Raw genomic sequence first — 23,498 nt, forward strand, 5'->3', positions numbered from 1 at the left:
GTGTGACCATTCGGGGCGTGGCAGCCCCCGGAACCGATCCCAGAGCCCTCGACGGCCCCTTCCCCGCTGACGGTGGATCAGGGGACGGCGGCGTCGAACGCCCGCCGTACCGGCGGCTCTACCGCAGCCGGCACGGCCGGATCCTCGGCGGCGTCGCGCACGGCCTCGCGGTCCACCTGGGGCTGCCGGTGGCCTGGGTGCGGGTCGCCTTCGTGCTGCTGTTCTTCGCCCAGGCCGTCGGGGTGCTGCTGTACGCGGCGTTCTGGTTCGTGGTGCCGATAGGGATCGGCGAGCCAGCCGGCGGCGGGCCGCGCTGGCTGTACGTCAACGGCCGCTTCGTGCCGGGCGACGCGGTGGTCGGCGGCGAGGAGCTGAGGAAGGGGAGGCCGGCCCGGCTCGGGCGGCTGCGCGAGCTGCTCCAGCGGACCTTCCACGGCGAGGCGGCGGTGGCCGCCGGAGCCCCCGCCGAGGAGCGGGCCGGCGCCGTCCCGCGCGGCGGGCTCGGCCAGGTCTTCGCGCTGCTCGGCCTGGTGGTCGGCATCATGGCGCTGCTCAGCGCGCTGAACATCCAGCCGGCCAAGCCGTACGTCTGGCCGCTGCTCACCATCGGGGTCGGCGTCGCGCTGGTCTGGCGGCAGGCCGACGACTCCCGCTGGCAGCGCTGGTTCGGGGTGGAGGGCACCCGGCGGCGGGCCGCGTACACCCGGATCGGCGCCGGGGTGCTGCTGGTGGTGGCCGGCATCGTGGCCTTCCTGATCCTGCAGGGCAGCGGCTCCACGCTGGCCTCCGTGCTGGAGGCCTCGCTGGCGGTGCTGGCCGGGGTGCTGGTGCTGGTCGGCCCGTACGCGCTGCGGATGTGGCAGGACCTGGGCGCCGAGCGGACCGCCCGGATCCGGGCCCAGGAGCGGGCCGAGATCGCCGCGCACGTGCACGACTCGGTGCTGCACACCCTCACCCTGATCCAGCGCAACGCCGACGACGCCAAGGAGGTGCTGCGCCTGGCCCGGGCGCAGGAGCGCGAGTTGAGGCTCTGGCTGTACCGCCCGGAGGCGGCCGCCGAGGCCGCGCCGGACACCCTGGCCGAGCGGATCCGCTCGGTGGTGGCCGAGGTCGAGGACCGGCACGGGGTCGCGGTCGAGCTGGTCTGCGTCGGCGACTGCCCGATGGACGAGCGGATCTCGGCACAGGTGCAGGCCGCGAGGGAGGCGATGGTCAACGCCGCCAAGTACGGTGGCGGTGGGCCGGTCCAGGTCTACGCCGAGGTGGAGGGGCGGACGGTGTCGGTCTTCGTCCGTGACCACGGCCCCGGCTTCGACCCGGACGACGTGCCCGAGGACCGGATGGGCGTACGGGAGTCGATCATCGGCCGGATGAAGCGCAACGGCGGCACCGCGAAGGTGCGGCCCGCGCCCGACGGCGGGACCGAGGTCGAGCTGGAGATGGAGAGGGCAGATGACTGACGCAGTGTCGGCTACGGGGGCGGCGGAGCCGGAGCGGCGGGCCCGGGTGGTGCTGGTGGACGACCACCGGATGTTCCGCACCGGGGTCCGGGCCGAGATCGGCCGGACGGAGCTGACCGGCATCGACGTGGTGGGGGAGGCCGACGACGTCGAGTCGGCGGTCAAGGTGGTGGCCGAGACCAGGCCGGACGTGGTGCTGCTCGACGTCCACCTGCCCGGCGGCGGCGGGGTCGAGGTGCTGCGCCGCTCCGCGCCGGTGATGGCCGACCCGAACGGGGTCCGCTTCCTGGCGCTCTCCGTCTCGGACGCGGCCGAGGACGTGATCGGGGTCATCCGCGGCGGTGCCCGCGGCTACGTGACCAAGACCATCACCGGCACCGACCTGGTCAACGCGGTCTTCCGGATCGCCGACGGCGACGCGGTCTTCTCGCCCCGGCTGGCCGGCTTCGTGCTGGACGCCTTCGCCGCCACCGACACCCCGCCGGTCGACGAGGACCTGGACCGGCTGACCCAGCGCGAGCGCGAGGTGCTGCGGCTGATCGCCCGCGGCTACGCGTACAAGGAGATCGCCAAGCAGCTCTTCATCTCGGTGAAGACGGTGGAGTCGCACGTCTCGGCGGTGCTGCGCAAGCTCCAGTTGAGCAACCGTCACGAGCTGACCCGCTGGGCCACCGCGCGCCGGCTGGTCTGACGGGTACCCACCACCCGTTCGGGTGGACACGAACGGGCACTGCGGCACAAGGCCGGGTGCCCGTCCGTGTGCCACGGGAGGGTAAAGGCGGTGGGGGAGCGTCGGGACAGCGGGCCGCGGGTTGGTTAGGGTGAGACCGCTTTTCGGCCGTGCCCCCCGTCGGCCGCACCCTCACCCCCGAAGGTCCTCATGCTCACCTCTCCCTGGGCGGGCAGCCGCTCCGCACCCCTTGCCGAGCCCGTCGTGATCGCCGCCCCGGAGCGCCGCGGCGGACGGCTCCACGTGCTGGACGCGCTGCGGCTCATCGCCGCCGTCTCGGCGATGACCTGGCACTACGCCGGGTTCCAGCGGTTCAGCCCGATCTGGGGCGACACCACACCGGCCAAGGCGGTCCCGCTGCTCCACCCGTTCGCCGTGTACGGCTGGGTCGGCGTCGAGCTCTTCTTCCTGATCAGCGGCTTCGTGATCTGCATGTCCGTCTGGGGGCGCAGCGTCGGACAGTTCGTCACCTCGCGGGTGAGCCGGCTGTTCCCGGCCTACTGGGCCGGCGTGCTGATGACCTCGGCGATGCTCTTCCTGGTCAAGCCGGTGTGGGACGAGGGCGCCCGGGACTGGGAGTTCACCGACATCCTGACCAATCTGACGATGATGCAGAACGGCATCGGCGGCCAGGACCTGGACGGCGTGTACTGGACGCTCTGGCTGGAGCTGCGGTTCTACGTGCTGATCGGCCTGCTGGCGCTCTGGGGGCTGACCTACCGCCGGGTGGTGGCCTTCTGCGGGGTGTGGACGCTGCTCTCGGTCTTCGCCACCAACAGCCCGATCCCGCTGATCGGGGTGATGACCTTCCCGCAGTACTCGCCGTACTTCATCTCCGGCGTCGCGATGTACCTGATGTACCGCTTCGGGCCCAACCTGCTGCTCTGGGGGCTGATCGGGCTCAACTGGCTGCTCGCGCAGAACCAGCTCCGCGGCGTGGTCGCCATCTACTCCTGGGACGCCAAGGAGCACGTCTCGTTCGGCGTCGCCTTCGCCCTGATCACGCTGGCCTTCCTGGCCATGATCGGGGTGGCGCTGGGCAAGTTCGACTGGGTGCGGTGGAAGTGGCTGACGGTGGCCGGCGCGCTGACCTACCCGGTCTACCTGCTGCACCAGCAGCTCGGCTGGTGGGTCATCCGCGAACTGCACGACCGGATGAACCCGTACCTGCTGCTGGCCGGGCTGATGGCCACCATGCTGCTGGTCGCCTGGCTGCTCCACCGGCTGGTCGAGCGGCCGCTGGGGAGCCTGCTGAAGCGGAAGATGGAGCAGGGCCTGCGACAGGTCAGGACCGCCTCCCAGCCGCCGGTCCGCCGGGGCTGACCGGGGCGGAGCAGCGGATGAGGGCGGGGTCCGACGGAACGGCGACTGCCGTTCCGTCGGACCCCGCCCTCGTGGTGCGCGGCGCGGCCGTCAGGCCGACGCGGTGCGGAAGACCAGGACCTTGGTGCCCCAGAAGCGGGCGGCGGTGGCCAGCACCATGCCGATCACGCTGCCGGAGACCAGGTCCGCCGTGGTGCTGGTGAAGCCCAGCAGGTAGTGCGAGGTGCCCAGGCAGGCGAGCTGGATCAGGGCGCCGGCCACGCTGACCACCAGGAACATCGCGGTCTCCCGGCCGACCTCGGCGGGGCTGCCGGCCCCGCTCCGCTCGCGGAAGGTCCAGTACTTGTTCCCGACGAAGGCCACCGCGGTGGAGGCCGTCAGCGAGACCACCCTGGCCGGGATGACTCCCATCGGGTCGTCCAGCAGCAGGAAGAGCACGACGTCGGTGACGTAGCCGAGGCCGCCCACCACACCGAACTTGATCAGCTCGGGCAGCAGGGCGCGGAGCCTCCCGGAGGGTGCCCCGGCGTGTGCCTGGGTCATCAGACGCCGACCACGGAGAGGCCGAAGAGGATCACCCAGAGGGCGCCCGTCACCAGCAGCGCGCGGTCCTTGAGGACCACGTCCTCCGGCGCACCGGCCGTACCGCGGTCCGCGAAGACGGCGTAGCGCAGCATCGCGAAGACGAACGGCACGATGGTGATCTGCTTCAGGCCCGGGTGGTCGCCGCTCGGCTCCAGCGCCCAGAGGCAGTAGCTGAGCACCGCGACGGCGGCCGCGGCCTGCCAGACGAAGCGCAGGTAGCCGGTGGTGTACTCGGCCAGCAGCTTGCGGGACTCGGCCGCCTGATCACCCATCAGCACCAGCTCGGAGTAGCGCTTGGCGGAGACCATGAACAGCGAGCCGAAGCCGGCGGTGATCAGGAACCACTGCGACAGCGGGATGCCGGAGGCCAGGCCGCCGATCATCGCGCGGAGCAGGAAGCCGGAGGTGACGAAGGCCAGGTCCACCACCAGGACGTGCTTGAGCCCGGTGCAGTACAGGAACTGCATCACCAGGTAGCAGCCGAGGGCGACGGCGGTCGGGCCGTTGCAGAGCAGCACCGCGCCGGTGATGGCGCCGCCGGCCAGCAGCACGGCGGCCAGGTACGCGACCGGGAGCGGGACGATGCCGGAGGCGATCGGGCGGTTCCGCTTCACGGGGTGGGCGCGGTCCGAGGCCACGTCCATCGCGTCGTTGAGGAAGTAGATCGCCGAGGCGGCGGCGCAGAACAGGCCGAAGACGATCGCGGTCTGCTTGATCACCTCGGCGTGGCCGAGCATGCCGGCGGCGCCGGGGGCCGCCACCACGAGGATGTTCTTGACCCACTGCCGGGGGCGGGCGTTGCGGATCAGCCCGCCGGGGAGCGCGCTCAGCTTGAACGGGCGGACCGCCCAGTCGTCGGCGACCGGGGCGGCCGCCTGGGCCGGGAGCACCGCCTCGACCGGCAGCGTGCTGGTCTCAGACATTGCTGGTGGTCCCCTTGGCGATCCAGTTCCGGCTGGCGCCGGCCACGGCCGCACCGAGGGCGGCGCCGCTCAGCACGTCGGACGGGTAGTGCACGCCGACGACCAGGCGGGAGAAGCAGACCGCGCCGGCCGCCGCGCCGACCACGGTGGTGGGCAGCAGCGGGGCGAAGGCGACGGCCGCGGCGGCGGAGGAGGTCGCGTGCGAGCTGGGGAAGCTGTGCTTGCCGGCCGTGGTGACCAGCGGCTCCATCCCGGGGCCGTTCGGCCGCGGACGGCGGACCACGCGCTTGATCGCCATGCTCGCCAGGTGGGCACCGGCCACCGCGCCGGTGGCCCGCAGCCAGCTGCCCCGGCGCTCACTGTCGACCACCGCACCGGCCAGGCCGAGGGCCAGCCAGCCGGCGGCGTGCTCACCGGCCCAGGACAGCGCGCGGCTGACGTCGACGGAGCGCTGGTCGCCGAAGCGGGCCCGCACCGCGCGGTAGACCCGGTGGTCGAACTCCGTGACTGCCTGCGGCAGTTCGGTCATGGAGGAACTCCTCGGAGAGAAAAGGTGAGCGGAAGGGGCGGATCAGGGGGCGGTGGCCCAGTTCCAGAAGAACCAGGTCGCGTACCACCCGGATGCGGCGCCGAGCGTGATCAGCAGGGTGTACCGGGTGGAGGCCCGGGTCTTGGCCAGCCCGGCGGCCACCGGAAGCAGCAGCGGGAAGAGCGGCATCAGGTAGCGCGGGATGATGGCCGGCCAGTGGTGCACCAGGAGGACCAGCGGGAGCGAGGCCAGCACGAAGGCGTTGAGCGCCAGCGGCAGCTTCTCGCGGAGCATGAAGAAGACCAGGGCGGGCAGGGCGATCAGCACCATGGTGGTGATGTAGTGCTGGAACTGCTGGGGCCACATCGTGGCGGTGGACTCCAGCACGTTGCGCCAGGTGGTGTCGCCCCAGTCGAAGGTCTCGCCCCAGGACTGGTCCTGGATCAGGAAGTAGGCGTTCGGCTTGTCGTAACGGACCGCCAGGTAGACCAGGTAGAAGAGCAGGCCGAGCGGCGCCAGCACCATGGCGGCGAGCGGGCGGAGCCCGTCCTTGCGCTTGATCAGGGCCCAGATCGCGGCCAGGCCGACCGCGCCGATCACGGCGGCCGAGGTCGGCCGGGAGAGCCCGGCGACGACGCAGATCAGACCGGCCAGCACCCAGCGGTGCCGGATCGCGGAGTACAGCGCCCAGACGGTGAGGGCGATGAACAGCGACTCGGTGTAGACCAGCCACTGCACGTGCGCGGTCGGGACCACGGCGAACAGACCGGCCATCATGATGCCGGTGGTGCGGTCGCGCAGGTGGGCGCCGACCTTGTACAGGCCCCAGGCGGCGAGCAGCGAGCTGACCCCGGAGACCAGCATCCCGGCGACGGTGGTGCTGACGCCCAGCCAGGAACCCCAGCGCATCAGCATCGGGTAGAGCGGGAAGAACGCCTGGCGGTTGACGCCGTAGACCAGCCGGCCGTCGTTGCCGTAGATCAGGTGGTCGCCGTAGCCGTGCAGCGCGATCTTCGTGTAGTGCACCGAGTCCCAGCGGTTCCCGATGTCCTTCAGCCAGTCCAGGTCCGCGTAGTTGGCCATGGCGAGGAAGACCAGGATGCCGAGCACCTTCAGCCCGACGTAGAGGCTGATCGCCGGTGCGGCGAGCCGGAGCTCGGTCACCAGCCGCTGCCGCCGGCCTACCGGGGGGGCGGCGTCGGGCGCACTGGTGGTCGGAGGTGAGGTGGCGAGCGTCATCGAGTGGGCTTCCTGGCCGGGGAGGCGGGCACGGGCAGCCGGACTGCGTGACGTGGAAGGGCCGGCGCAGTCGGGCACGAGGTGACTGTCAAGGCTCTCTGCCGTCCTCGGGACTGGGCCGCCCTACGCGCGAGGACTGTCCCCGCGCAACTTTAAACATACGATGAGACTTCTTATACGTTTTTCACCGCGCGTGCAACTTCCTTGCACGGAGTGCATATTGGCACAGCGCTGCATGCGACCTGGGCCACAGGTGGGGCAAACGGGGTTTCTTCACACTCCCGAGCGACGGTTAGGATGAGGCGGCCTGGGGGGTGCGCTGGGGGGTGCGTCCTTGGCGTTGGCCACTGAACTTGAGAAGCCGCCGTGACGGCAGCACGGCGCCGAAGGGCTCGTACCACATGACAGCCAGCCGCATGGAACCCGCCGTCGAGACGGAGTCCCAGAGCCGGAACGACGAGGCGCCCCCCTCGAACCGCCGCCCCGGCTCCGCCCTGGAGGAGCGCCTCACCCCGCTGTTGAACCGGACGGTCTGGCTCTGGCCGGCCCTCCTCACCCTCGTCCTGGGGATCCGGGGGAGCTGGCGGCCGCAGCCGTGGCGCGACGAGTTCGCGACCTGGAGCGCGGCCACCCGCAGCACCGGCGACCTGCTGGAACTGCTCCAGCACGTGGACGCCGTCTCCGGCGCCTACTACCTGCTGATGAACGGCTGGGTCAGCGTCTTCGGGGACTCCCCGACGATGCTCCGGCTGCCCTCCGCGCTGGCGCTCACCGGTGCGGCGGTCTTCGTCGCGCTGACGGGCCGTCGGCTGTTCGGCACGGCGAGCGGTCTGATCGCCGGTCTGCTGTTCGCGGTGCTGCCGACCGTCTCCCGGTACTCGCAGGAGGCCCGGTCCTACGCCTTCGTGGTGCTCGCGGTGGCGGCCGCCACCTTCTTCCTGTTCCGCGCGCTGGAGCGGCCGAGCTGGCAGCGCTGGCTGCCGTACGCGGTGTCGGTGGCGGCGGCCGGGCTGTTCCACATGGTCTCGCTGGTCTTCCTCTCCAGCCACGCCGTGGTGGTGGCGATGCACTGGTGGCGGGACCGCCGCAAGGGCCTGCTGTTCGGCTTCCCGGCCGCGGTGCTGGTCGGGCTGGTGCCGGTGATCCCGCTGGTGCTGCTCGGCACCGAGCAGTCCAAGCGGCAGATCGGCTGGCTGAGCGCGCCGGACCTGAACACCTTCGTCGACTACTGGCACAACATGTTCGGCTCGGCCCTGGTCAGCGCCGGCGTCCTGGCGCTGGCCGCGATCCCGGCCGGCTGGGCCAGGGGCCGCCGCCCCGCCTTCGAGATCGGGCTGATGGCGGCGCTGCCGATCCTGCTCACCTGGTTCATCTCGCAGGGCCAGACCGCGTACTTCTTCGACCGCTACCAGCTCTACACCGTCCCGGCCTGGGCGATCCTGGCCGGTGCCGGGCTCGGCAAGCTGAAGCCGCGCTTCCTCGGCGTGGTCGGCCTGGTGGTGGTCGCGCTGCTCGGCTGGCCGGACCAGGAGAAGCTGCGCACGGCGACGGCGCACGAGCACACCAACGGCAAGGCCGCCGCGAAGGTCATCGCCGACGGCTACCAGCCGGGCGACGGCTTCGCGCCGGTCCGCGGTGACAAGTCCTACGCGATGACCGACCTGGAGATCGACTACTACCTGCCGGACCGGGTCGAGCTCAAGGACGTCTTCGCGGCCAAGACCGCGCTGCAGAAGGACGACCTCTTCGCCGACCCCTGCCCCCAGCCGGCCTCCTGCCTGAACGGGGTCAACCGGGTCTGGGTGGTCACCCTGGGCGAGGGCGACGACCCGTACGCCAACCTGCCGAAGAACGAGGCAGAGGCGCTGCGCGCCGCCTACAAGGTCACCCAGGTGAAGCACGTCCGCGGGCTGACCGTCTCGCTCTCGGAACGCAAGTAGGAACACCGGCGGGACAACGGGTGAACTCCTCCGGCTCCGGCCGGCGGAGTTCACCACCCGGGCCCGTTCCGCTGGGTGCGTGCGGGAACTGACGGCATGATGGACCGCGTGTCCACCCAGTCCCGGCCGCTCCGACGTGCCAGCACCCAGACCCCCGGGCCCCGCGACGCCGCCGGCGCCGCCGGAGCCGCCGAACGCCGCCCGGGGTTCCGCGCCGCGCTGCGGTACGCCGCCCCGGCCCTGCTCGGCTACCTCGCGGTGCGGGCGGTCGGCGTGCTGGCGGTGGTGGTCTGGGGCACCCGGCGCGACACCGGCGGGCTGCACCGGCTCGCCACCATGTGGGACGCGTACTGGTACCAGGACCTCGCGCAGCACGGCTACGCCGGGTCCGTCCCGCTGCCCGGGCCGCACGGCGCGTACGAGGCCTACGCCTTCTTCCCGCTCTACCCGGCGCTGATCCGGCTCACCGACCTGCTCACCCCGTTCTCGGTCGAGCTCGCCGCGCTGCTGGTGGCCTGGGCCGCCTCGCTGGTCGCGGCCTGGGGGATCTTCGCGGTGGGCGCTCACCTGCACGGGCGCCGGACCGGGGTGCTGGCCGCGGTGCTCTGGGGCGTCCTCCCGCTGGCCGTGGTGGAGAGCGCGGCCTACTCCGAGCCGCTCTTCACCGCCTTCGCGGCCTGGGCGGTGTACGCGGCGGTGCGCCGCCGCTGGGTGCCGGCCGGCGCCCTCACCGTGCTGGCCGGGCTGACCAGGCCGACCGGGCTGGCCCTGGCCGCCGCCGTCTCCTGCGCCGCGCTCTGGGAGTTGCTGGCCCGCCGCGGCGGGTGGCGGGCGGCGCTGGGGGCGGTGCTCGCGCCGCTCGGGTTCTTCGGGTTCCTGGGCTGGGTCGGTGCGGTGAAGGGGAGCTGGGACGCCTACTTCCGGGTGCAGGACGCCTGGGAGTCGCACTTCGACTTCGGCCGCAGCACCTTCGAGAGCCTGCGGTCCATGCTGACCAGCAGCGGGCAGGTGTGGCTGGCCGAAGTGGTGGTGGCGGGGGTGCTCGCGGCGAGCGTGGTGCTCTTCGCGGTCTCGGTCGCCCAGCGGCAGCCGCCGGTGCTGCTGCTCTACAGCGCGGCGCTGCTGGTGCTGGCGCTCGGCGACGCGGCGTACTTCAACTCGCGGGCCCGCTTCCTGATCCCCGCCTTCGGGCTGCTGCTGCCTGCGGCGGCCGGACTGGCCCGGATCCGGAGCCGGACCTCGCTGGTGATGCTGCTCGGGGCGGCGGCGCTCTGCTCGGCCGTGTACGGCGGCTTCCTGGTCTTCGTCTACACCAACGCCTCGTAGCGCGGGCCGGCGGGCGCCGGTCCTTCCGGAATCCGGCGGGGCTGTCGGCGGGTGGTCATAGACTCGGAGGGCCATGAGTAGCCTCTTTGACGACCTTCCGCTCCCCGGTTTCGAGCTTCCGTCCGCCGCCGGGTCGCAGCAGTCCTCCGACGACGAGCCGCCGGCCGGCGAGTACGGGGAGGAGCCCCCGGGGTACGGGGAGGAGCCGCCGTACGAGGAGGCGATCCCGGCCGGGCTGTTCGAGACCGACCACGAGGCCGAGGCCGAGCGGGACGCCTGGTACCGCAACGGCGCGGCCCGGACGGTGGTCGACCCGGCCCAGCTGCTGGAGGGGATGAACGACCCGCAGCGGGACGCGGTGGTGCACGCCGGCTCCCCGCTGCTGATCGTGGCCGGCGCGGGGTCGGGCAAGACCCGGGTGCTGACGCACCGGATCGCTTACCTGCTGGGAGCCCGCGGCGTGCAGCCCGGCGAGATCCTGGCGATCACCTTCACCAACAAGGCCGCCGGCGAGATGCGCGAGCGGGTCGAGGCGCTGGTCGGGCCGCGGGCCAAGGCGATGTGGGTGTCGACCTTCCACAGCGCCTGCGTGCGGATCCTGCGCCGGGAGAGCAAGCTGCTCGGCTTCACCTCCAGCTTCTCGATCTACGACTCGGCCGACTCGCAGCGGCTGATGGCACTGGTCTGCCGGGACTTGGACCTGGACCCGAAGCAGTTCCCGCCGAAGTCCTTCACCGCGAAGATCAGCAACCTCAAGAACGAGCTGATCGACGAGGAGACCTACGCCGACCAGGCCGCCAACCCGATGGAGAAGAAGCTCGCCGAGGCGTACTTCCTCTACCAGCGGCGCCTGCGCGAGGCCAACGCGCTGGACTTCGACGACATCATCATGACCACGGTGAACCTGCTCCAGGCCTTCCCCGACGTGGCCGAGCACTACCGGCGGCGGTTCCGGCACATCCTGGTCGACGAGTACCAGGACACCAACCACGCCCAGTACATGCTGGTGCGGGAGCTGAGCGGCGGTTCGGTCTCGGCCGCGCCGAAGCGGACGGTGGACGGCGACTACGTGAACCCGGCGGAGGGCCGCCTCGCCGAGGTGCCGCCGGCCGAGCTCTGCGTGGTGGGTGACGCGGACCAGTCGATCTACGCCTTCCGCGGCGCGACCATCCGCAACATCCTCCAGTTCGAGGAGGACTACCCGAACGCCACCACCATCCTGCTGGAGCAGAACTACCGCTCCACCCAGACCATCCTGACCGCGGCCAACGCGGTCATCGAGCGGAACACCAACCGCCGCAAGAAGAACCTCTGGACCGCCGGGGACGACGGCGAGAAGGTGGTCGGCTACGTCGCCGACGACGAGCACGGCGAGGCCCAGTTCATCGCCGACGAGATCGACCGGCTGACCGACGCGGGCGATGCCCGCCCCGGCGACGTGGCGATCTTCTACCGGACCAACGCCCAGTCCCGCGTCTTCGAGGAGGTGTTCATCCGGGTCGGCCTGCCGTACAAGGTGGTCGGCGGGGTGCGCTTCTACGAGCGCCGCGAGGTCCGGGACGTGCTGGCGTACCTGCGGGTGCTCTCCAACCCCGAGGACACCGTGCCGCTGCGCCGGATCCTCAACGTGCCCAAGCGCGGCATCGGCGAGCGGGCCGAGGCGATGATCGACGCGCTGGCCCAGCGCGAGCGGATCTCCTTCGCCCAGGCGCTGGTGCGGGTGGACGAGGCGTACGGCATGGCCGCGCGCTCGGCCAACGCGGTGAAGAAGTTCAACGACCTGCTGGCCGGGCTGCGCCAGGTGGTCGAGTCGGGCGCCGGCCCGGCGGCGGTGCTGGAGGCGGTGCTGGAGGAGACCGGCTACCTGGCCGAGCTGCAGGCCTCCACCGACCCGCAGGACGAGACCCGGGTGGAGAACCTCCAGGAGCTCGCCTCGGTGGCGCTCGAGTACGAGCAGGACCCGGGCGAGCGGCCGGAGAACGACGACGAGGGCGCCCCGCCGGTGGGCTCGCTGGCGGACTTCCTGGAGCGGGTCGCGCTGGTCGCCGACTCCGACCAGATCCCCGACGAGGAGGACGGCGCGGGCGTCATCACGATGATGACCCTGCACACCGCCAAGGGCCTGGAGTTCCCGGTGGTCTTCCTGACCGGCATGGAGGACGGGATCTTCCCGCACATGCGGGCGCTCAACCAGGTCAAGGAGCTGGAGGAGGAGCGGCGGCTGGCCTACGTCGGCCTGACCCGGGCCCGGCAGCGGCTCTACCTGACCCGCTCGGTGCTGCGCAGCGCCTGGGGCCAGCCCTCGTACAACCCGGCCTCGCGCTTCCTGGAGGAGATCCCGGAGACGCTGGTGGAGTGGAAGCGGACGGGCGCCTCGGCGGTGCCGGCCTCGCGCGGCTTCTCCTCCTCCGGTGGCTCGGGCGGCTTCGGCGGGCGCAAGTCCGGTGGGGCGGCGGCGAGTTCACCGAAGGCGGGCTGGGGGCAGTCGGCCCGGCGGGTGACCGAGAAGGAGGTCGTGGCGCTGGCGGTCGGGGACCGGGTGACGCACGACTCCTTCGGGCTGGGCACCGTGGTGGCCACCTCCGGGGTCGGCGACAAGGCGCAGGCGACGGTGGACTTCGGCGGCGCCGGGCGCAAGCAGCTGCTGCTGCGCTACGCCCCGGTCGAGAAGCTCTAGGGGCCGCCTCCGCCTCCTAGGGGGCGGATAGGGGTCCGGTCGGCCGGGTAGGTCGTTAGGGTCGGTCGGACCCACCCCGGGGCTGTGATTTTCCCCTCCCTTGGGGAGGGGCCTCCGCCAACCGGGGCGGGTGGCGTACCCTCCCCTCAGGTTCAGTTATCGGTGGTTAACCGGAGGCAGTGATGGGTGTGTCAGGGCCGATCCGCGTGGTGGTCGCCAAGCCCGGTCTCGACGGGCACGACCGGGGCGCGAAGGTCATCGCCCGGGCGCTGCGCGACGCCGGCATGGAGGTCATCTACACCGGGCTGCACCAGACGCCCGAGCAGGTGGTGGACACCGCGATCCAGGAGGACGCGGACGGGATCGGGCTGTCGATCCTCTCCGGCGCCCACATGACGCTCTGTGCCCGGGTGATCGAGCTCCTCAAGGAGCGCGACGCGGCCGACATCAAGGTGTTCTGCGGCGGGATCATCCCGGACGAGGACATCGTCGAGCTCAAGCGGATGGGCGTGGCCGACATCTTCACTCCGGGCACTCCCACCCGTGACGTGGTGGCCTGGGTCGAGGCGAACCTGCGCGCTGCGGGCTGAGCCTGACGGACCGTGAGGGCCCCGGGGGCTTGCCTCCGGGGCCCTTCGCCGTGCTCAGGGGGTGGTGAGCTCGTCGAGCATGGCGGCGCGGAAGCGGAGCGTCTCGGCGAGCCGGGTGAGGGTGTCGGCCCAGGCCGAGTTCGGCGTGGCGGCGCCGGCCAGGGCGGCCACGGCCGGGGCGGTGGTGGGGGAGAGGGCCCGCTCGGTCATGCCCAGCACACCGCTGTGGCTCCACGGGTACGAGCCGGAGGCGGCGGCCCGCTCCAGGGCGGCGACCACGGCGGTGCTCAGCGGCGGGGTCCACGGGGTGGCGCAGGCGCCGAGCAGTTGGAAGGCCTCGCCCAGGCCGTGGGTCTCGATGAACGCCGCCGTCCAGGCGGCCCGCTCCTCCTCGGGCAGCACGCCGAGCAGGCGGGAGGGCACGCCGGTCGCCTGCGCGGCCCTGGTGGCGCTGGTGGCTCGGCCGTTCTGGCCGGCCGGGCGGGGCTTCGCGCGGTCGCGGCCGGTGCGGCGGGCCAGGGTGGTGGCGGGGCGCGGCGGCGGGCCGAGCAGGGCGCGCGCCCAGTCGGCGTCCTGCTGGCGGACCGCGGCCCGGGCCCAGGCCTCGTGGAGGTCCTCCCGCCAGTCGTCCGCCTCCTCCTCGGTGACCGGCAGCAGGAGCAGCTGATCCGGCGTCAGGCCGGTGTCGTCGGTCCAGAGCGCGAGCGGTGCGGCCGCCAGCACCTCGCCGAACCACCAGGCCCGCTGCCCGCGCCCGGTGGGTGACTTGGGCGCTATGCCGTCGCGCTGCATCCCGGCGTCGCACTCGACGGGCGGCCGGACGGCCAGCCGGTGGGCGTCGGCCCCGGCGGTGAGCTCGGGGCGGACGGCGGCGCGGGCGCGCCCGGCCATCCGGGTGGCCAGGGCCGAGCCCGGCAGGGTGGAGAGCAGTTCGGCGGCGGTGGCCCGGACGTTCTTGCTCCGGTCGGCCAGGGCGGCCTCCAGGAAGGCCTCGTCGGCGAGTGAGAGGCCCTCGTGCAGGGCGTCCAGGAAGAGCAGCCGGTCCTCGGCGCGCTCGGTGGCCCAGGTGGATTCGAGCAGGGTGAGCGCGGCGGCCGGGTCGCGGCCGCGCAGCCGGGAGATCAGCCCGACCCGCTCGGCGAACAGGCCCTCCTGCCAGAGCCGCTCGTCCGGCTCGGGGGCGAGCTCCTCGGTGACGGTGCGGCCGACGTACTTCCACTCCTGGTTCCGCTCCGCCAGCCAGCGGCCCAGCGGGCCGGTCAGCGCGACCACGTCCGGGCGCAGCTCGCTGCGGGCACGGGCCGCGTCCAGCAGGGCGGGGACGGCGGCGGCCGGGGCGCGGTAGCCGTGCCCGCGGGCGGCGGTGAGCCACTGCGGCAGCAGCTCGCCGAGGTTGGCCGTGCCGTGGCCGCCGCCGTGCGGCCCGTGGCCGCTGAGCAGGACGGCCAGCCGGCGGGCGGCGGACGGCGAGGGCTCGGGGCGCGGGTCGGGCGCGGCGGGCGCGGGCACCGGGACGGCCGGATCGGCCAGGGCTCCGGCCCGGCGGCGGACGGTGGCCACGGCGGCCAGGTCGAGCAGCGCGGTGGCCGGGTCGCTCCGGTCCACGGGCAGGGGGTCGGGGCCGGCGGGGAGCGGGCGGCGGTCGGTGCCGAGCAGGGCGGTGGTGGTCAGCTCCTGCCAGAGGTCGGTGGTCATCTGACCCTCCGTCGGTTCGGGAAGTCGGTCATGCCGGTCCGTGGGACGTACGCGGTCGCGCACGCGAGGGACGTACGTGGTTACTCCGGGGGCCCGGGGCTCTGCTGACGTGCGGCTCCGCCGCGGGGGCGCGAGTTCGGAAGGCGGACCAGTGTGAGGTCGGGGCAGGCGAGCCAGTTGCAGGTGTTGCCGTCCGCGCGCAGTTCCTCGCGCCCCTGAGGCGCTGCCCTGCCGGCCCTCGCTGCCGTTCCGGCCGCTGGCCGCCCCCTCACTGCGTGAGCCCCGTCGGGACTCCGTCCGGGGACCAGGCGGTGACGGGGGCGAAGCCGCGGTGGCCGTACTCGCCGAAGACGGTGAGCGGGTGCCCGGCGGAGAGGGCGGCGAGGCGCCAGAGCGCGGGCTCGGGGCAGCTGCCGGGCCGGACGGGGACGCTGTGGTGACCGTCCGTCAGCCGCCAGCCCTCGGGGCCGAGCACCGGCACCACTTCGGCCAGCACGGCCGGCCAGGAGGCCACCCAGGGGTCGTCGGCGACGGCCCGGCCGTACGCGGCGACGGCCTCGCCCGGGCCGGTGCCGGCGGGTGCCGGGAGCTCCGGCTCGGGTGCGCCGTGCCGGGTGCCGAGCACGGCCCGGAGCGGGCGGACGCCGGGGTGGTAGGCGAGCTCGGCCTCCAGCAGGTGGCCGGTGGGGAGGGCGAGCTCGGGGGAGCGGCCGGGGGCGCCGAAGGAGAGCAGCAGGGCGTGGCGGCCGGTCTTGGCGCCGCGCAGCCAGGTGCGGCGGGTGGTGAGCCGGTCGTCGGCGGTGTCGCGGCTGCCGAGCACCAGCCAGCGGTCCCGGACCGTCGGCCCGGCGAGCAGCTCGGCGGTGTCCACCGGGACGCCGACCCGGGCGCGGACGGTGGCGGCCAGCGGCTCCGGCAGCTCCTCGGTGCGGCCGACGGCGCCCGCCAGCAGGTGCAGCAGGGCGTACTCGGAGAGCCGGTCGGCCGTCGGCGCGTACGCCAACTCCCGTACCTGGGTGGCCAGCCGGGGGGCCTGGGCGTCGACCATCCGGGCCGCCACCTCCTCCCAGCCGCCGGGCCGCTCCTCGGCCAGGCCGTGCCGGACGCGGTCGGCCAGCCGGAGCCTGAGCTCGGCGGCCCCGGCCGAGATCCGCCCGGCCCGGCGGGCCGCGCGGCGGGCGGCGGCGGCCGGATCGGCGGGGGCGGCGGGCGGTGCGGCGCGGCGCGCGGCGGCCTGCTCGCGCCCGTCGAGCCACTCGCCCGCCCAGTCCGGCGGCTCGGCCTCGGTGACCGCCTCCGGGCTGCCGCTCCAGAGCAGCAGCAGGCCGAGGGCGTGCTTGCAGGGGAACTTGCGGCTCGGGCAGCTGCACTTGTAGGCGGGCGTGCCGAGCTCGACCACGGTGCGGTAGGGCGTGGAGCCGCTGCCCCTGCACTGGCCCCAGACCGCGCCGCGCCCGAGGCCGGTGCCGGACCACGGGGCGGGGGTGCCGAGCTTGCCGGCGGCCTTGCGGGAGGGCTGGTCGGGGGCGAGGGAGAGGACGTGTTCGGTGGTCCATCGATCCATGGGGACGACGCTAGGACGGGGCACTGACAGCCGTTCACTCGAACTGGTGATCTGTCAGTTCGACTGCCCCGACTGTCAGTCCGAGGGTGCATCGTTGTCCTCGCAGGGCGACGGGCCGAGGTCCGCCCGCCGTCCGCCCGCGCTGGTAGCTGCCCATGTGAAGACGCCTCTGCACCCAGCACGTCCCCTCCACTCCCTTGCCACAGCTCTGCCCTGAGGCCGATCCAGAGGAGCTTTTGATGACTGCTCAGACCGCTGAGGTGCTCCGCGCGCACGCCGAGGACGCCTTCGCCGCCGAGCTGGCCGCGCTCGCCGCCCAGGACGACCGGCCGCGCCCCGAGCGCTGGCGGCTCTCGCCCTGGGCGGTGGCCACCTACCTGCTCGGCGGCACGCTGCCCGACGGCACCGTGATCACCCCCAAGTACGTCGGCCCGCGCCGCACCGTCGAGGTCGCGGTCACCACGCTGGCCACCGACCGGGCGCTGCTGCTGCTGGGCGTCCCCGGCACCGCCAAGACCTGGGTCTCCGAGCACCTGGCCGCCGCGATCAGCGGGGACTCCACCCTGCTGGTGCAGGGCACCGCCGGCACCCCCGAGGAGGCCGTCCGGTACGGGTGGAACTACGCGCAGCTGCTCGCCCACGGGCCCAGCCGGGACGCGCTGGTGCCCTCGCCGGTGATGCGGGCGATGGCGTACGGGCAGATCGCCCGGGTCGAGGAGCTCACCCGCATCCCGGCCGACGTGCAGGACAGCCTGATCACCATCCTCTCCGAGAAGACCCTGCCCATACCGGAGTTGGGCGCCGAGCAGCAGGCGGTCCGCGGCTTCAACCTGATCGCCACCGCCAACGACCGCGACCGGGGGGTGAACGAGCTGTCCAGCGCCCTGCGCCGCCGGTTCAACACCGTGGTGCTCCCGCTGCCCGGCTCGCTGGAGGAGGAGGTCGAGATCGTCAGCCGTCGGGTCGCCCAGCTCGGCCGCTCGCTCGACCTGCCGCAACTCCCGGACGGGGCGGCCGAGATCCGCCGGGTGGTGACGGTCTTCCGCGAGCTGCGGGCCGGCGTCACCGCCGACGGCCGGACGAAGGTGAAGACCCCCAGCGGCACCCTCTCCACCGCCGAGGCCATCTCGGTGGTGACCAACGGCCTGGCGCTGGCCACCCACTTCGGGGACGGCGCGCTGCGCGCGGGGGACGTGGTGCCGGGCGTGGCCGGGGCGGTGCTGCGCGATCCGGGCGCCGACACGGTGGTCTGGCAGGAGTACCTGGAGGGCGTGCTGCGCGAGCGGGACGGCTGGAAGGACTTCTACCGCGCAGCCCGGGAGAACGCGCACTGAGCGGGGGCGGGTCGGCGGAACGGGCGGGAAGCGAACGAGGGGAGTACGGAATGAGCGCGGCAGCGGAGGTCACCCTGCTCGGCGTCCGCCACCACGGGCCGGGCTCGGCCCGGGCGGTGGGGGCCGCCCTGGAGCGGCTGCGGCCGGACGTGGTGCTGATCGAGGGCCCGCCGGAGGCCGACGCCGTGGTCGGGCTGGCGGCCGAGGAGGGCATGGTGCCGCCGGTCGCGCTGCTCGCGCACGCGGCTGACGACCCGTCACGGGCGGCGTTCTGGCCGTTCGCGTCCTTCTCCCCGGAGTGGGTGGCGATCCGGTACGCGACCGGGCGCGGCGTCCCGGTCTCCTTCATCGACCTGCCGGCCGGGTACGGGCTGGCGCCCGCCCCCGATCCGGCTCCCGAAGCCGCTCCCGGCCCCGCGGCCGACGCTGCGGGAACCGAGCACGGGCCGTCCGCCGTGGAGACCGTCGACGCCCCGGACGGCCCGGGAGTGCCGGGGGGCACTTCCGCGCCGTCCGCGGGCGCGGGGACGGAGTCTGACGACGCGTCGGGCTTCGATCCGATCGGGGCCCTCGCGGCGGCGGCCGGGCACGCCGACCCGGAGGCCTGGTGGGAGGACGTGATCGAGCACCGCCTCCCCGGCAGCGGCCCCGGAGCGGATCCGCTGGCCCCGTTCCAGGCCGTCGCCGAGGCGATGACGGCGCTGCGCGAGCGCTACCCGGCCGGGCGCCGGGACGAGCTGCGCGAGGCGTACATGCGGCAGGCGCTCCGGGCCGCCAAGCGGGCCGGGCACGGGCGCATCGTCGTGGTCTGCGGCGCCTGGCACGTCCCGGCGCTGGCCACCCTGCCGACGGTCGCGCACGACCGGGCCCTGCTGGCCACCCTGCCGAAGAAGGTCAGGACGGAGGTCACCTGGGTGCCGTGGACGCACCGCAGGCTCTCCCAGCACACCGGCTACGGTGCCGGGATCGACTCGCCCGGCTGGTACCACCACCTCTTCACCGCCGGAGCCGACGCCCCGTCAGGAGGGCCCGCCCCGGCCGACGGTGCGGCGGTCGGCGGCGGGGCGACCGCCGCCGGTTCTCGGGCGTTGGCGCTCTGGACGACCAGGGCGGCCGAGCTGCTCCGGGCCGAGGACCACCCGGTCTCCTCCGCGCACGTGATCGAGGCCGTCCGGCTGGCCGAGACGCTCGCCGTGCTGCGCGGCCGTCCGCAGCCCGGGCTGCCGGAGACGCTGGACGCGATCCTCTCCGTGCTGTGCGACGGCTCCGAGGTCGCGCTGGAGCTGGTCCGCGAGCGGCTGGTGATCGGCGACGCGCTCGGTGAAGTCCCGGACGGCGCACCGACGGTGCCGCTCCAGCGGGACCTCGCCCGCCTGCAGCGCAGCCTGCGGCTGAAGCCGGAGCCCGAGCCGCGCGAGCTCGCCCTCGACCTGCGGAAGGAGATCGACGCGGCCCGCTCCCTGCTGCTGCACCGGCTGCGGTTGATCGGGATCCGCTGGGGGCACCGGACGCAGGACGCCGTCCGCGCCACTGGCACCTTCCGGGAGAGCTGGCGGCTGCACTGGCAGCCGGAGTTCGCGGTGGACATCGCGGTGGCGGCCCAGTGGGGCACCACCGTGGAGGCGGCCGCCACCGGCCGGGCGGTCGAGCTGGCGGCGGGGGCCGACGGCCTGCCGCAGCTCACCCGGCTGGTCGAGGACTGCCTGCTGGCCGGGCTGCCGGCCGCCCTGCCGCCGGTGATGCGGGCGTTGGCGGACCGGGCGGCGCTCGACACCGACGTGGCCCAACTCGCCGAGGCACTGCCCGCGTTGGTCCGAGCCCTGCGCTACGGCGACGTCCGGGGCACCGACGGCTCCGCGCTGGCCGCGGTGGCGCACGGCCTGGCCGACCGGATCTGCGTCGGCCTGCCCCCGGCCTGCGTGGGGCTCGACGCGGAGCAGGCGGCGGTGCTGCGTGGCCACGTCGAGGGCGTCCACGCGGCCGTCGCGCTGCTCACGGCGGACGCGGCAGGCGGGGCGGGTGAGGCCGTTGACGCGGTCCCGGGCGGTCGCCCGGCCGGTGCGGCCGGTGCGGGCGGCGCGGGCGCCGGGGAGGACGCCTCCGGGGGCGTACCGGTCGCGCCGGGCGGATCGCTGGCCGACCGGTGGGCCGGTGCGCTGCGGTCGCTGGCCCGCCGTCAGCCCGGGGCGCCGGCGGGCGTGGGTGGCACCGCCCGGCCGGGTGCGGCGGGCGCGGTGCCCGGCCTGCTGCGAGGGCGTGCGGTGCGGCTGTTGCTGGACGGCGGCCGGATCGACTCGGCGGAGGCCGGGCAGCAGCTCGGCCTGGTGCTCTCGCACGCCAACCCACCGGCGGACACCGCCGGTTGGGTGGAGGGGTTCCTGGCCGGCAGCGGCGTCCTGCTGCTGCACGACCCGGAGCTGCTGGCCCTGCTGGACGGCTGGCTGAGCACCGTTCCGGACGAGGTGTTCACCGATGTGCTGCCGCTGCTGCGCCGGACCTTCGCCGCCCTGGAGGCCGGGGTCCGCCGCACGGTCGGCGAGCAGGTCGCGGCAGGCCGGCTCGGTGCCGCGGCCGGCCTGGCCGGCCCGGCCGGTACGCCGGTCGTCGAGGAGCTGGACGGTGAGCGGGCCGAGGCGGCGCTGCCCGTGCTCCGCCTCCTCCTCGGCCTGGCGCAGCCCGCCGGGGCCGAGGCCGGGCCCGGGGCGTCGGCCGGCACGGCGACCTCCGGCACCAGCAGCGGCACCGGCTCCGCCGGCGCGGCCGTCGGCACCGCGGACGCGGCGCCCCACCCCCGGATCCCCCGTCAGACCGACCGCAGGAGCGCCTGATGACGACCACTCGGCCCACCGGACAGCAGGCGCCGGAGCAGTTGCCGCAGCAGACGGAGCAGGCCCGCCAGGAGCGACTGCGCCGCTGGCGGCTGGTGCTCGGCGGCGAGGCCGACGGCACCGGCCGCACCCTGGCCGGCCGGGACGCGGCGATGGACGGCGCGCTCGCCGCGCTCTACCGGGGAGCGGACGAGGGCGGCACCCGCCCCCGCACCACGGGCCCCCGTTCGGCCGGCCTCGGCGGCTCGGCCCCGCAGGTGGCCCGCTGGCTGGGTGACATCCGGGAGTACTTCCCGACCTCCGTGGTCCAGGTGATGCAGCAGGACGCGATCACCCGGCTGGGGCTCGAACGGCTGCTGCTGGAGCCGGAGATGCTGGAGGCCGTGGAGCCGGACGTGCACCTGGTCTCCACCCTGCTCTCCCTCAAGCACGCCCTGCCGGAGACCACCCGGGAGACGGCCCGGGCCGTGGTCGCCCGGGTGGTGGCGGACTTGGAGCGCAGGCTCGCCGACCGGACCCGGGCCACCCTCGGCGGTGCGCTCGACCGCAGCGCCCGGGTCGCCCGTCCGCGCCACCGGGACATCGACTGGGGCCGCACCATCCGGGCCAACCTCGCCAACTACCTCCCCGAGCACGGCACCGTGGTGCCGGAGCGGCTGGTCGGCTACGCCAGGGCGCAGCGCTCGGTGAAGAAGGAGGTGATCCTCTGCGTGGACCAGTCCGGCTCGATGGCCCCGTCCGTGGTCCACTCGGCGGTCTTCGGCGCGGTGCTCTCCTCGATGAAGACGCTCGCCACCCGGCTGGTGGTCTTCGACACCTCGGTGGTGGACCTCACCGAGCAGCTCACCGATCCGGTGGACGTCCTGTTCGCCACCCAGCTCGGCGGCGGCACCGACATCAACCGGGCGCTGGCGTACTGCCAGTCCCGGATCACCCGCCCCACCGACACGGTGGTGGTGCTGATCAGCGACCTCTACGAGGGCGGCATCAGGGACGAGATGCTCAAGCGGGTGGCCGCGATGAAGGCGGCCGGGGTGCAGTTCGTCGCGCTGCTCGCGCTCTCCGACGAGGGGGCGCCCGCGTACGACCACGCGCACGCCGCCGCGCTGGCCGCGCTCGGCTGTCCGGCCTTCGCCTGCACGCCGGACGCCTTCCCCGAGATCATGGCGGCGGCCGTCGAGCGCCGGCCGCTGCCGGTCCCGCAGACCTGACGGACGGCCCTGCGGAGGGAAGGGGCAACTGACGGAGTGTCCGAACGATTCACCCGGACGAGCGGTGACGGATCGGTGCTCACGGCGCGCCCCGACCACCGGTGAGCTGCGCGGGCGGCGCGCCCGGGGCGGCCGGTTGTGACGGTTCTCACCAAAGCGGAGCGGGCCCCGGGCGAAACACGCCGGTCGGACGGGGATAACCTGCCATGCGGACGTGACGCGCGTGTTGATTGACGTGTGCGCCCGTGGCTGTGTGGGCCGCAAGGCTGTCTCTGCGTACCCGCCCAGCCTCGACGACCCGCAGCGAAGATCCTGCCGTGGCACGCTCGTAGAGACACAATCCGCGACCACGAACAAGGACAAACACGTGGACCTGTTCGAGTACCAGGCGAGGGACCTCTTCGCCAAGCACGGTGTGCCCGTGCTTGACGGCGATGTCATCGAGACCGCCGCAGACGCTGCCGCCATCGCGGAGCGCTTCGGCGGCCGCGCCGTCGTCAAGGCTCAGGTGAAGGTGGGTGGCCGAGGCAAGGCCGGTGGCGTGAAGCTCGCCTCCGACCCGGCCGACGCCGTCGCCAAGGCCGAGGCGATCCTCGGTATGGACATCAAGGGCCACACCGTCAACAAGGTGATGCTGGCTCAGACGGCGGACATCAAGGAGGAGTACTACGTCTCCTTCCTGCTGGACCGCACCAACCGCACCTTCCTGGCCATGGCCAGCGTCGAGGGCGGCGTGGAGATCGAGGTCGTCGCCGAGGAGAACCCCGACGCGCTCGCCAAGATCGCCGTCGACGCCAACGAGGGCTGCACCCCGGAGAAGGCCGCCGAGATCGTCGCGGCCGCCAAGTTCCCGGCCGAGATCGCCGACCAGGTCGCCGACGTGCTGGTGAAGCTCTGGAAGGTCTTCATCGCCGAGGACGCCCTCCTCGTCGAGGTCAACCCGCTGATCAAGTCCGGTGACGGCAAGATCATCGCGCTCGACGGCAAGGTCTCGCTGGACGAGAACGCCGAGTTCCGTCAGCCGCACCACGAGGAGCTCGAGGACAAGGCCGCGGCCAACCCCCTCGAGGCTGCCGCCAAGGCCAAGGGCCTGAACTACGTCAAGCTCGACGGCCAGGTCGGCATCATCGGCAACGGCGCGGGCCTCGTCATGAGCACCCTCGACGTGGTCGCCTACGCCGGTGAGAACCACGGTGGCGTCAAGCCCGCCAACTTCCTCGACATCGGTGGCGGCGCCTCCGCCGAGGTGATGGCGAACGGCCTGGAGATCATCCTGGGCGACGCCGACGTCAAGTCGGTCTTCGTCAACGTCTTCGGCGGCATCACCGCGTGCGACGCGGTCGCCAACGGCATCGTGCAGGCGCTGGCCCTGCTCGAGGAGAAGGGCGAGGCGGTCACCAAGCCGCTGGTCGTCCGCCTCGACGGCAACAACGCCGAGCTGGGTCGCAAGATCCTGACCGACGCCAACCACCCGCTGGTGCAGCAGGTGGACACCATGGACGGTGCGGCCGACCGCGCCGCCGAGCTGGCCAACAAGTAAGGAA

Annotated in this window: 17 protein-coding genes; 11 read left to right on the forward strand and 6 right to left on the reverse strand. The window is 73.6% G+C overall.

Annotated elements, in window-relative coordinates; all coding sequences use genetic code 11:
• The first annotated feature begins 17 nt into the window (after positions 1–17).
• The 3 genes from ACWCYY_RS21865 to ACWCYY_RS21875 all read left to right on the forward strand — a co-directional run bounded on the left by ACWCYY_RS21865 (position 18) and on the right by ACWCYY_RS21875 (position 3,513).
• A complete protein-coding gene (locus ACWCYY_RS21865; RefSeq protein ID WP_345286131.1) occupies positions 18–1,460 on the forward strand; it encodes a PspC domain-containing protein in 1,443 nt (480 codons plus the stop codon).
• Positions 1,453–2,151: a response regulator transcription factor gene (locus ACWCYY_RS21870; protein WP_345286129.1), complete on the forward strand. Its 699-nt coding sequence runs from the start codon at positions 1,453–1,455 to the stop codon at positions 2,149–2,151. The genes ACWCYY_RS21865 and ACWCYY_RS21870 overlap by 8 nt, the downstream gene beginning before the upstream one ends.
• Before the next feature lie 189 nt (positions 2,152–2,340).
• Positions 2,341–3,513 carry an acyltransferase family protein gene (locus ACWCYY_RS21875; RefSeq protein ID WP_345286127.1) on the forward strand — a complete coding sequence of 391 codons (1,173 nt, stop codon included), beginning with the start codon at positions 2,341–2,343 and terminating at the stop codon, positions 3,511–3,513.
• A 90-nt stretch (positions 3,514–3,603) separates the two neighbouring features.
• Here the strand turns inward: ACWCYY_RS21875 and ACWCYY_RS21880 are convergent, their stop codons facing one another.
• Genes ACWCYY_RS21880 through ACWCYY_RS21895 form a run of 4 tightly spaced genes read right to left on the reverse strand, consistent with a single transcriptional unit; the run spans position 3,604 to position 6,789 of the window.
• Positions 3,604–4,056, reverse strand: coding sequence for a GtrA family protein (locus ACWCYY_RS21880; RefSeq protein ID WP_345286125.1), 453 nt, complete (start codon positions 4,054–4,056; stop codon positions 3,604–3,606).
• Positions 4,056–5,021: a decaprenyl-phosphate phosphoribosyltransferase gene (locus ACWCYY_RS21885; protein WP_345286123.1), complete on the reverse strand. Its 966-nt coding sequence runs from the start codon at positions 5,019–5,021 to the stop codon at positions 4,056–4,058. Before ACWCYY_RS21885 ends, ACWCYY_RS21880 begins: the two co-directional genes overlap by 1 nt.
• Positions 5,014–5,550: a phosphatase PAP2 family protein gene (locus ACWCYY_RS21890; protein WP_345286121.1), complete on the reverse strand. Its 537-nt coding sequence runs from the start codon at positions 5,548–5,550 to the stop codon at positions 5,014–5,016. Before ACWCYY_RS21890 ends, ACWCYY_RS21885 begins: the two co-directional genes overlap by 8 nt.
• A gap of 42 nt (positions 5,551–5,592) precedes the next feature.
• Complete coding sequence (locus tag ACWCYY_RS21895) at positions 5,593–6,789, reverse strand: hypothetical protein (RefSeq protein ID WP_345286119.1); 1,197 nt, start codon at positions 6,787–6,789, stop codon at positions 5,593–5,595.
• 401 nt (positions 6,790–7,190) lie between these two features.
• Between ACWCYY_RS21895 and ACWCYY_RS21900 the strand changes: the two genes are divergently transcribed.
• The 4 genes from ACWCYY_RS21900 to ACWCYY_RS21915 all read left to right on the forward strand — a co-directional run bounded on the left by ACWCYY_RS21900 (position 7,191) and on the right by ACWCYY_RS21915 (position 13,322).
• Entirely contained in the window at positions 7,191–8,729 is a 1,539-nt protein-coding gene (locus ACWCYY_RS21900; RefSeq protein ID WP_449796970.1) for a glycosyltransferase family 39 protein, read from the forward strand.
• Positions 8,730–8,837: 108 nt separating this feature from the next.
• A complete protein-coding gene (locus tag ACWCYY_RS21905) occupies positions 8,838–10,055 on the forward strand; it encodes a glycosyltransferase 87 family protein (RefSeq protein WP_345286116.1) in 1,218 nt (405 codons plus the stop codon).
• A gap of 73 nt (positions 10,056–10,128) precedes the next feature.
• A complete protein-coding gene (gene pcrA / locus ACWCYY_RS21910) occupies positions 10,129–12,732 on the forward strand; it encodes a DNA helicase PcrA (RefSeq protein ID WP_345286115.1) in 2,604 nt (867 codons plus the stop codon).
• A 182-nt stretch (positions 12,733–12,914) separates the two neighbouring features.
• Entirely contained in the window at positions 12,915–13,322 is a 408-nt protein-coding gene (locus ACWCYY_RS21915; RefSeq protein WP_449796971.1) for a cobalamin B12-binding domain-containing protein, read from the forward strand.
• Between the two features lie 54 nt (positions 13,323–13,376).
• Here the strand turns inward: ACWCYY_RS21915 and ACWCYY_RS21920 are convergent, their stop codons facing one another.
• Both ACWCYY_RS21920 and ACWCYY_RS21925 read right to left on the reverse strand, forming a co-directional pair.
• Positions 13,377–15,017, reverse strand: a complete 1,641-nt coding sequence (locus ACWCYY_RS21920; RefSeq protein ID WP_449796972.1) for a DUF5691 domain-containing protein — start codon at positions 15,015–15,017, stop codon at positions 13,377–13,379.
• Between the two features lie 268 nt (positions 15,018–15,285).
• Complete coding sequence (locus ACWCYY_RS21925) at positions 15,286–16,581, reverse strand: SWIM zinc finger family protein (RefSeq protein WP_449796973.1); 1,296 nt, start codon at positions 16,579–16,581, stop codon at positions 15,286–15,288.
• A 239-nt stretch (positions 16,582–16,820) separates the two neighbouring features.
• On the opposite strand from ACWCYY_RS21925, the gene ACWCYY_RS21930 reads away from it, so the two are divergent.
• The 4 genes from ACWCYY_RS21930 (at position 16,821) to sucC (ending at position 23,494) form a co-directional block, all read left to right on the forward strand.
• On the forward strand, positions 16,821–17,915 hold the full coding sequence (locus ACWCYY_RS21930) for an ATP-binding protein (protein ID WP_449796974.1): 1,095 nt from the start codon (positions 16,821–16,823) through the stop codon (positions 17,913–17,915).
• 50 nt (positions 17,916–17,965) lie between these two features.
• Positions 17,966–20,743, forward strand: coding sequence for a DUF5682 family protein (locus ACWCYY_RS21935; protein ID WP_449796975.1), 2,778 nt, complete (start codon positions 17,966–17,968; stop codon positions 20,741–20,743).
• Entirely contained in the window at positions 20,743–21,954 is a 1,212-nt protein-coding gene (locus ACWCYY_RS21940) for a VWA domain-containing protein (RefSeq protein ID WP_449796976.1), read from the forward strand. Before ACWCYY_RS21935 ends, ACWCYY_RS21940 begins: the two co-directional genes overlap by 1 nt.
• 367 nt (positions 21,955–22,321) lie before the next feature.
• Positions 22,322–23,494 (forward strand): ADP-forming succinate--CoA ligase subunit beta, encoded by a 1,173-nt coding sequence (gene sucC / locus ACWCYY_RS21945; RefSeq protein WP_449796977.1) that lies wholly within the window; start codon positions 22,322–22,324, stop codon positions 23,492–23,494.
• Positions 23,495–23,498: the final 4 nt, after the last annotated feature.

Source organism: Kitasatospora sp. NPDC001664 (assembly GCF_053596675.1).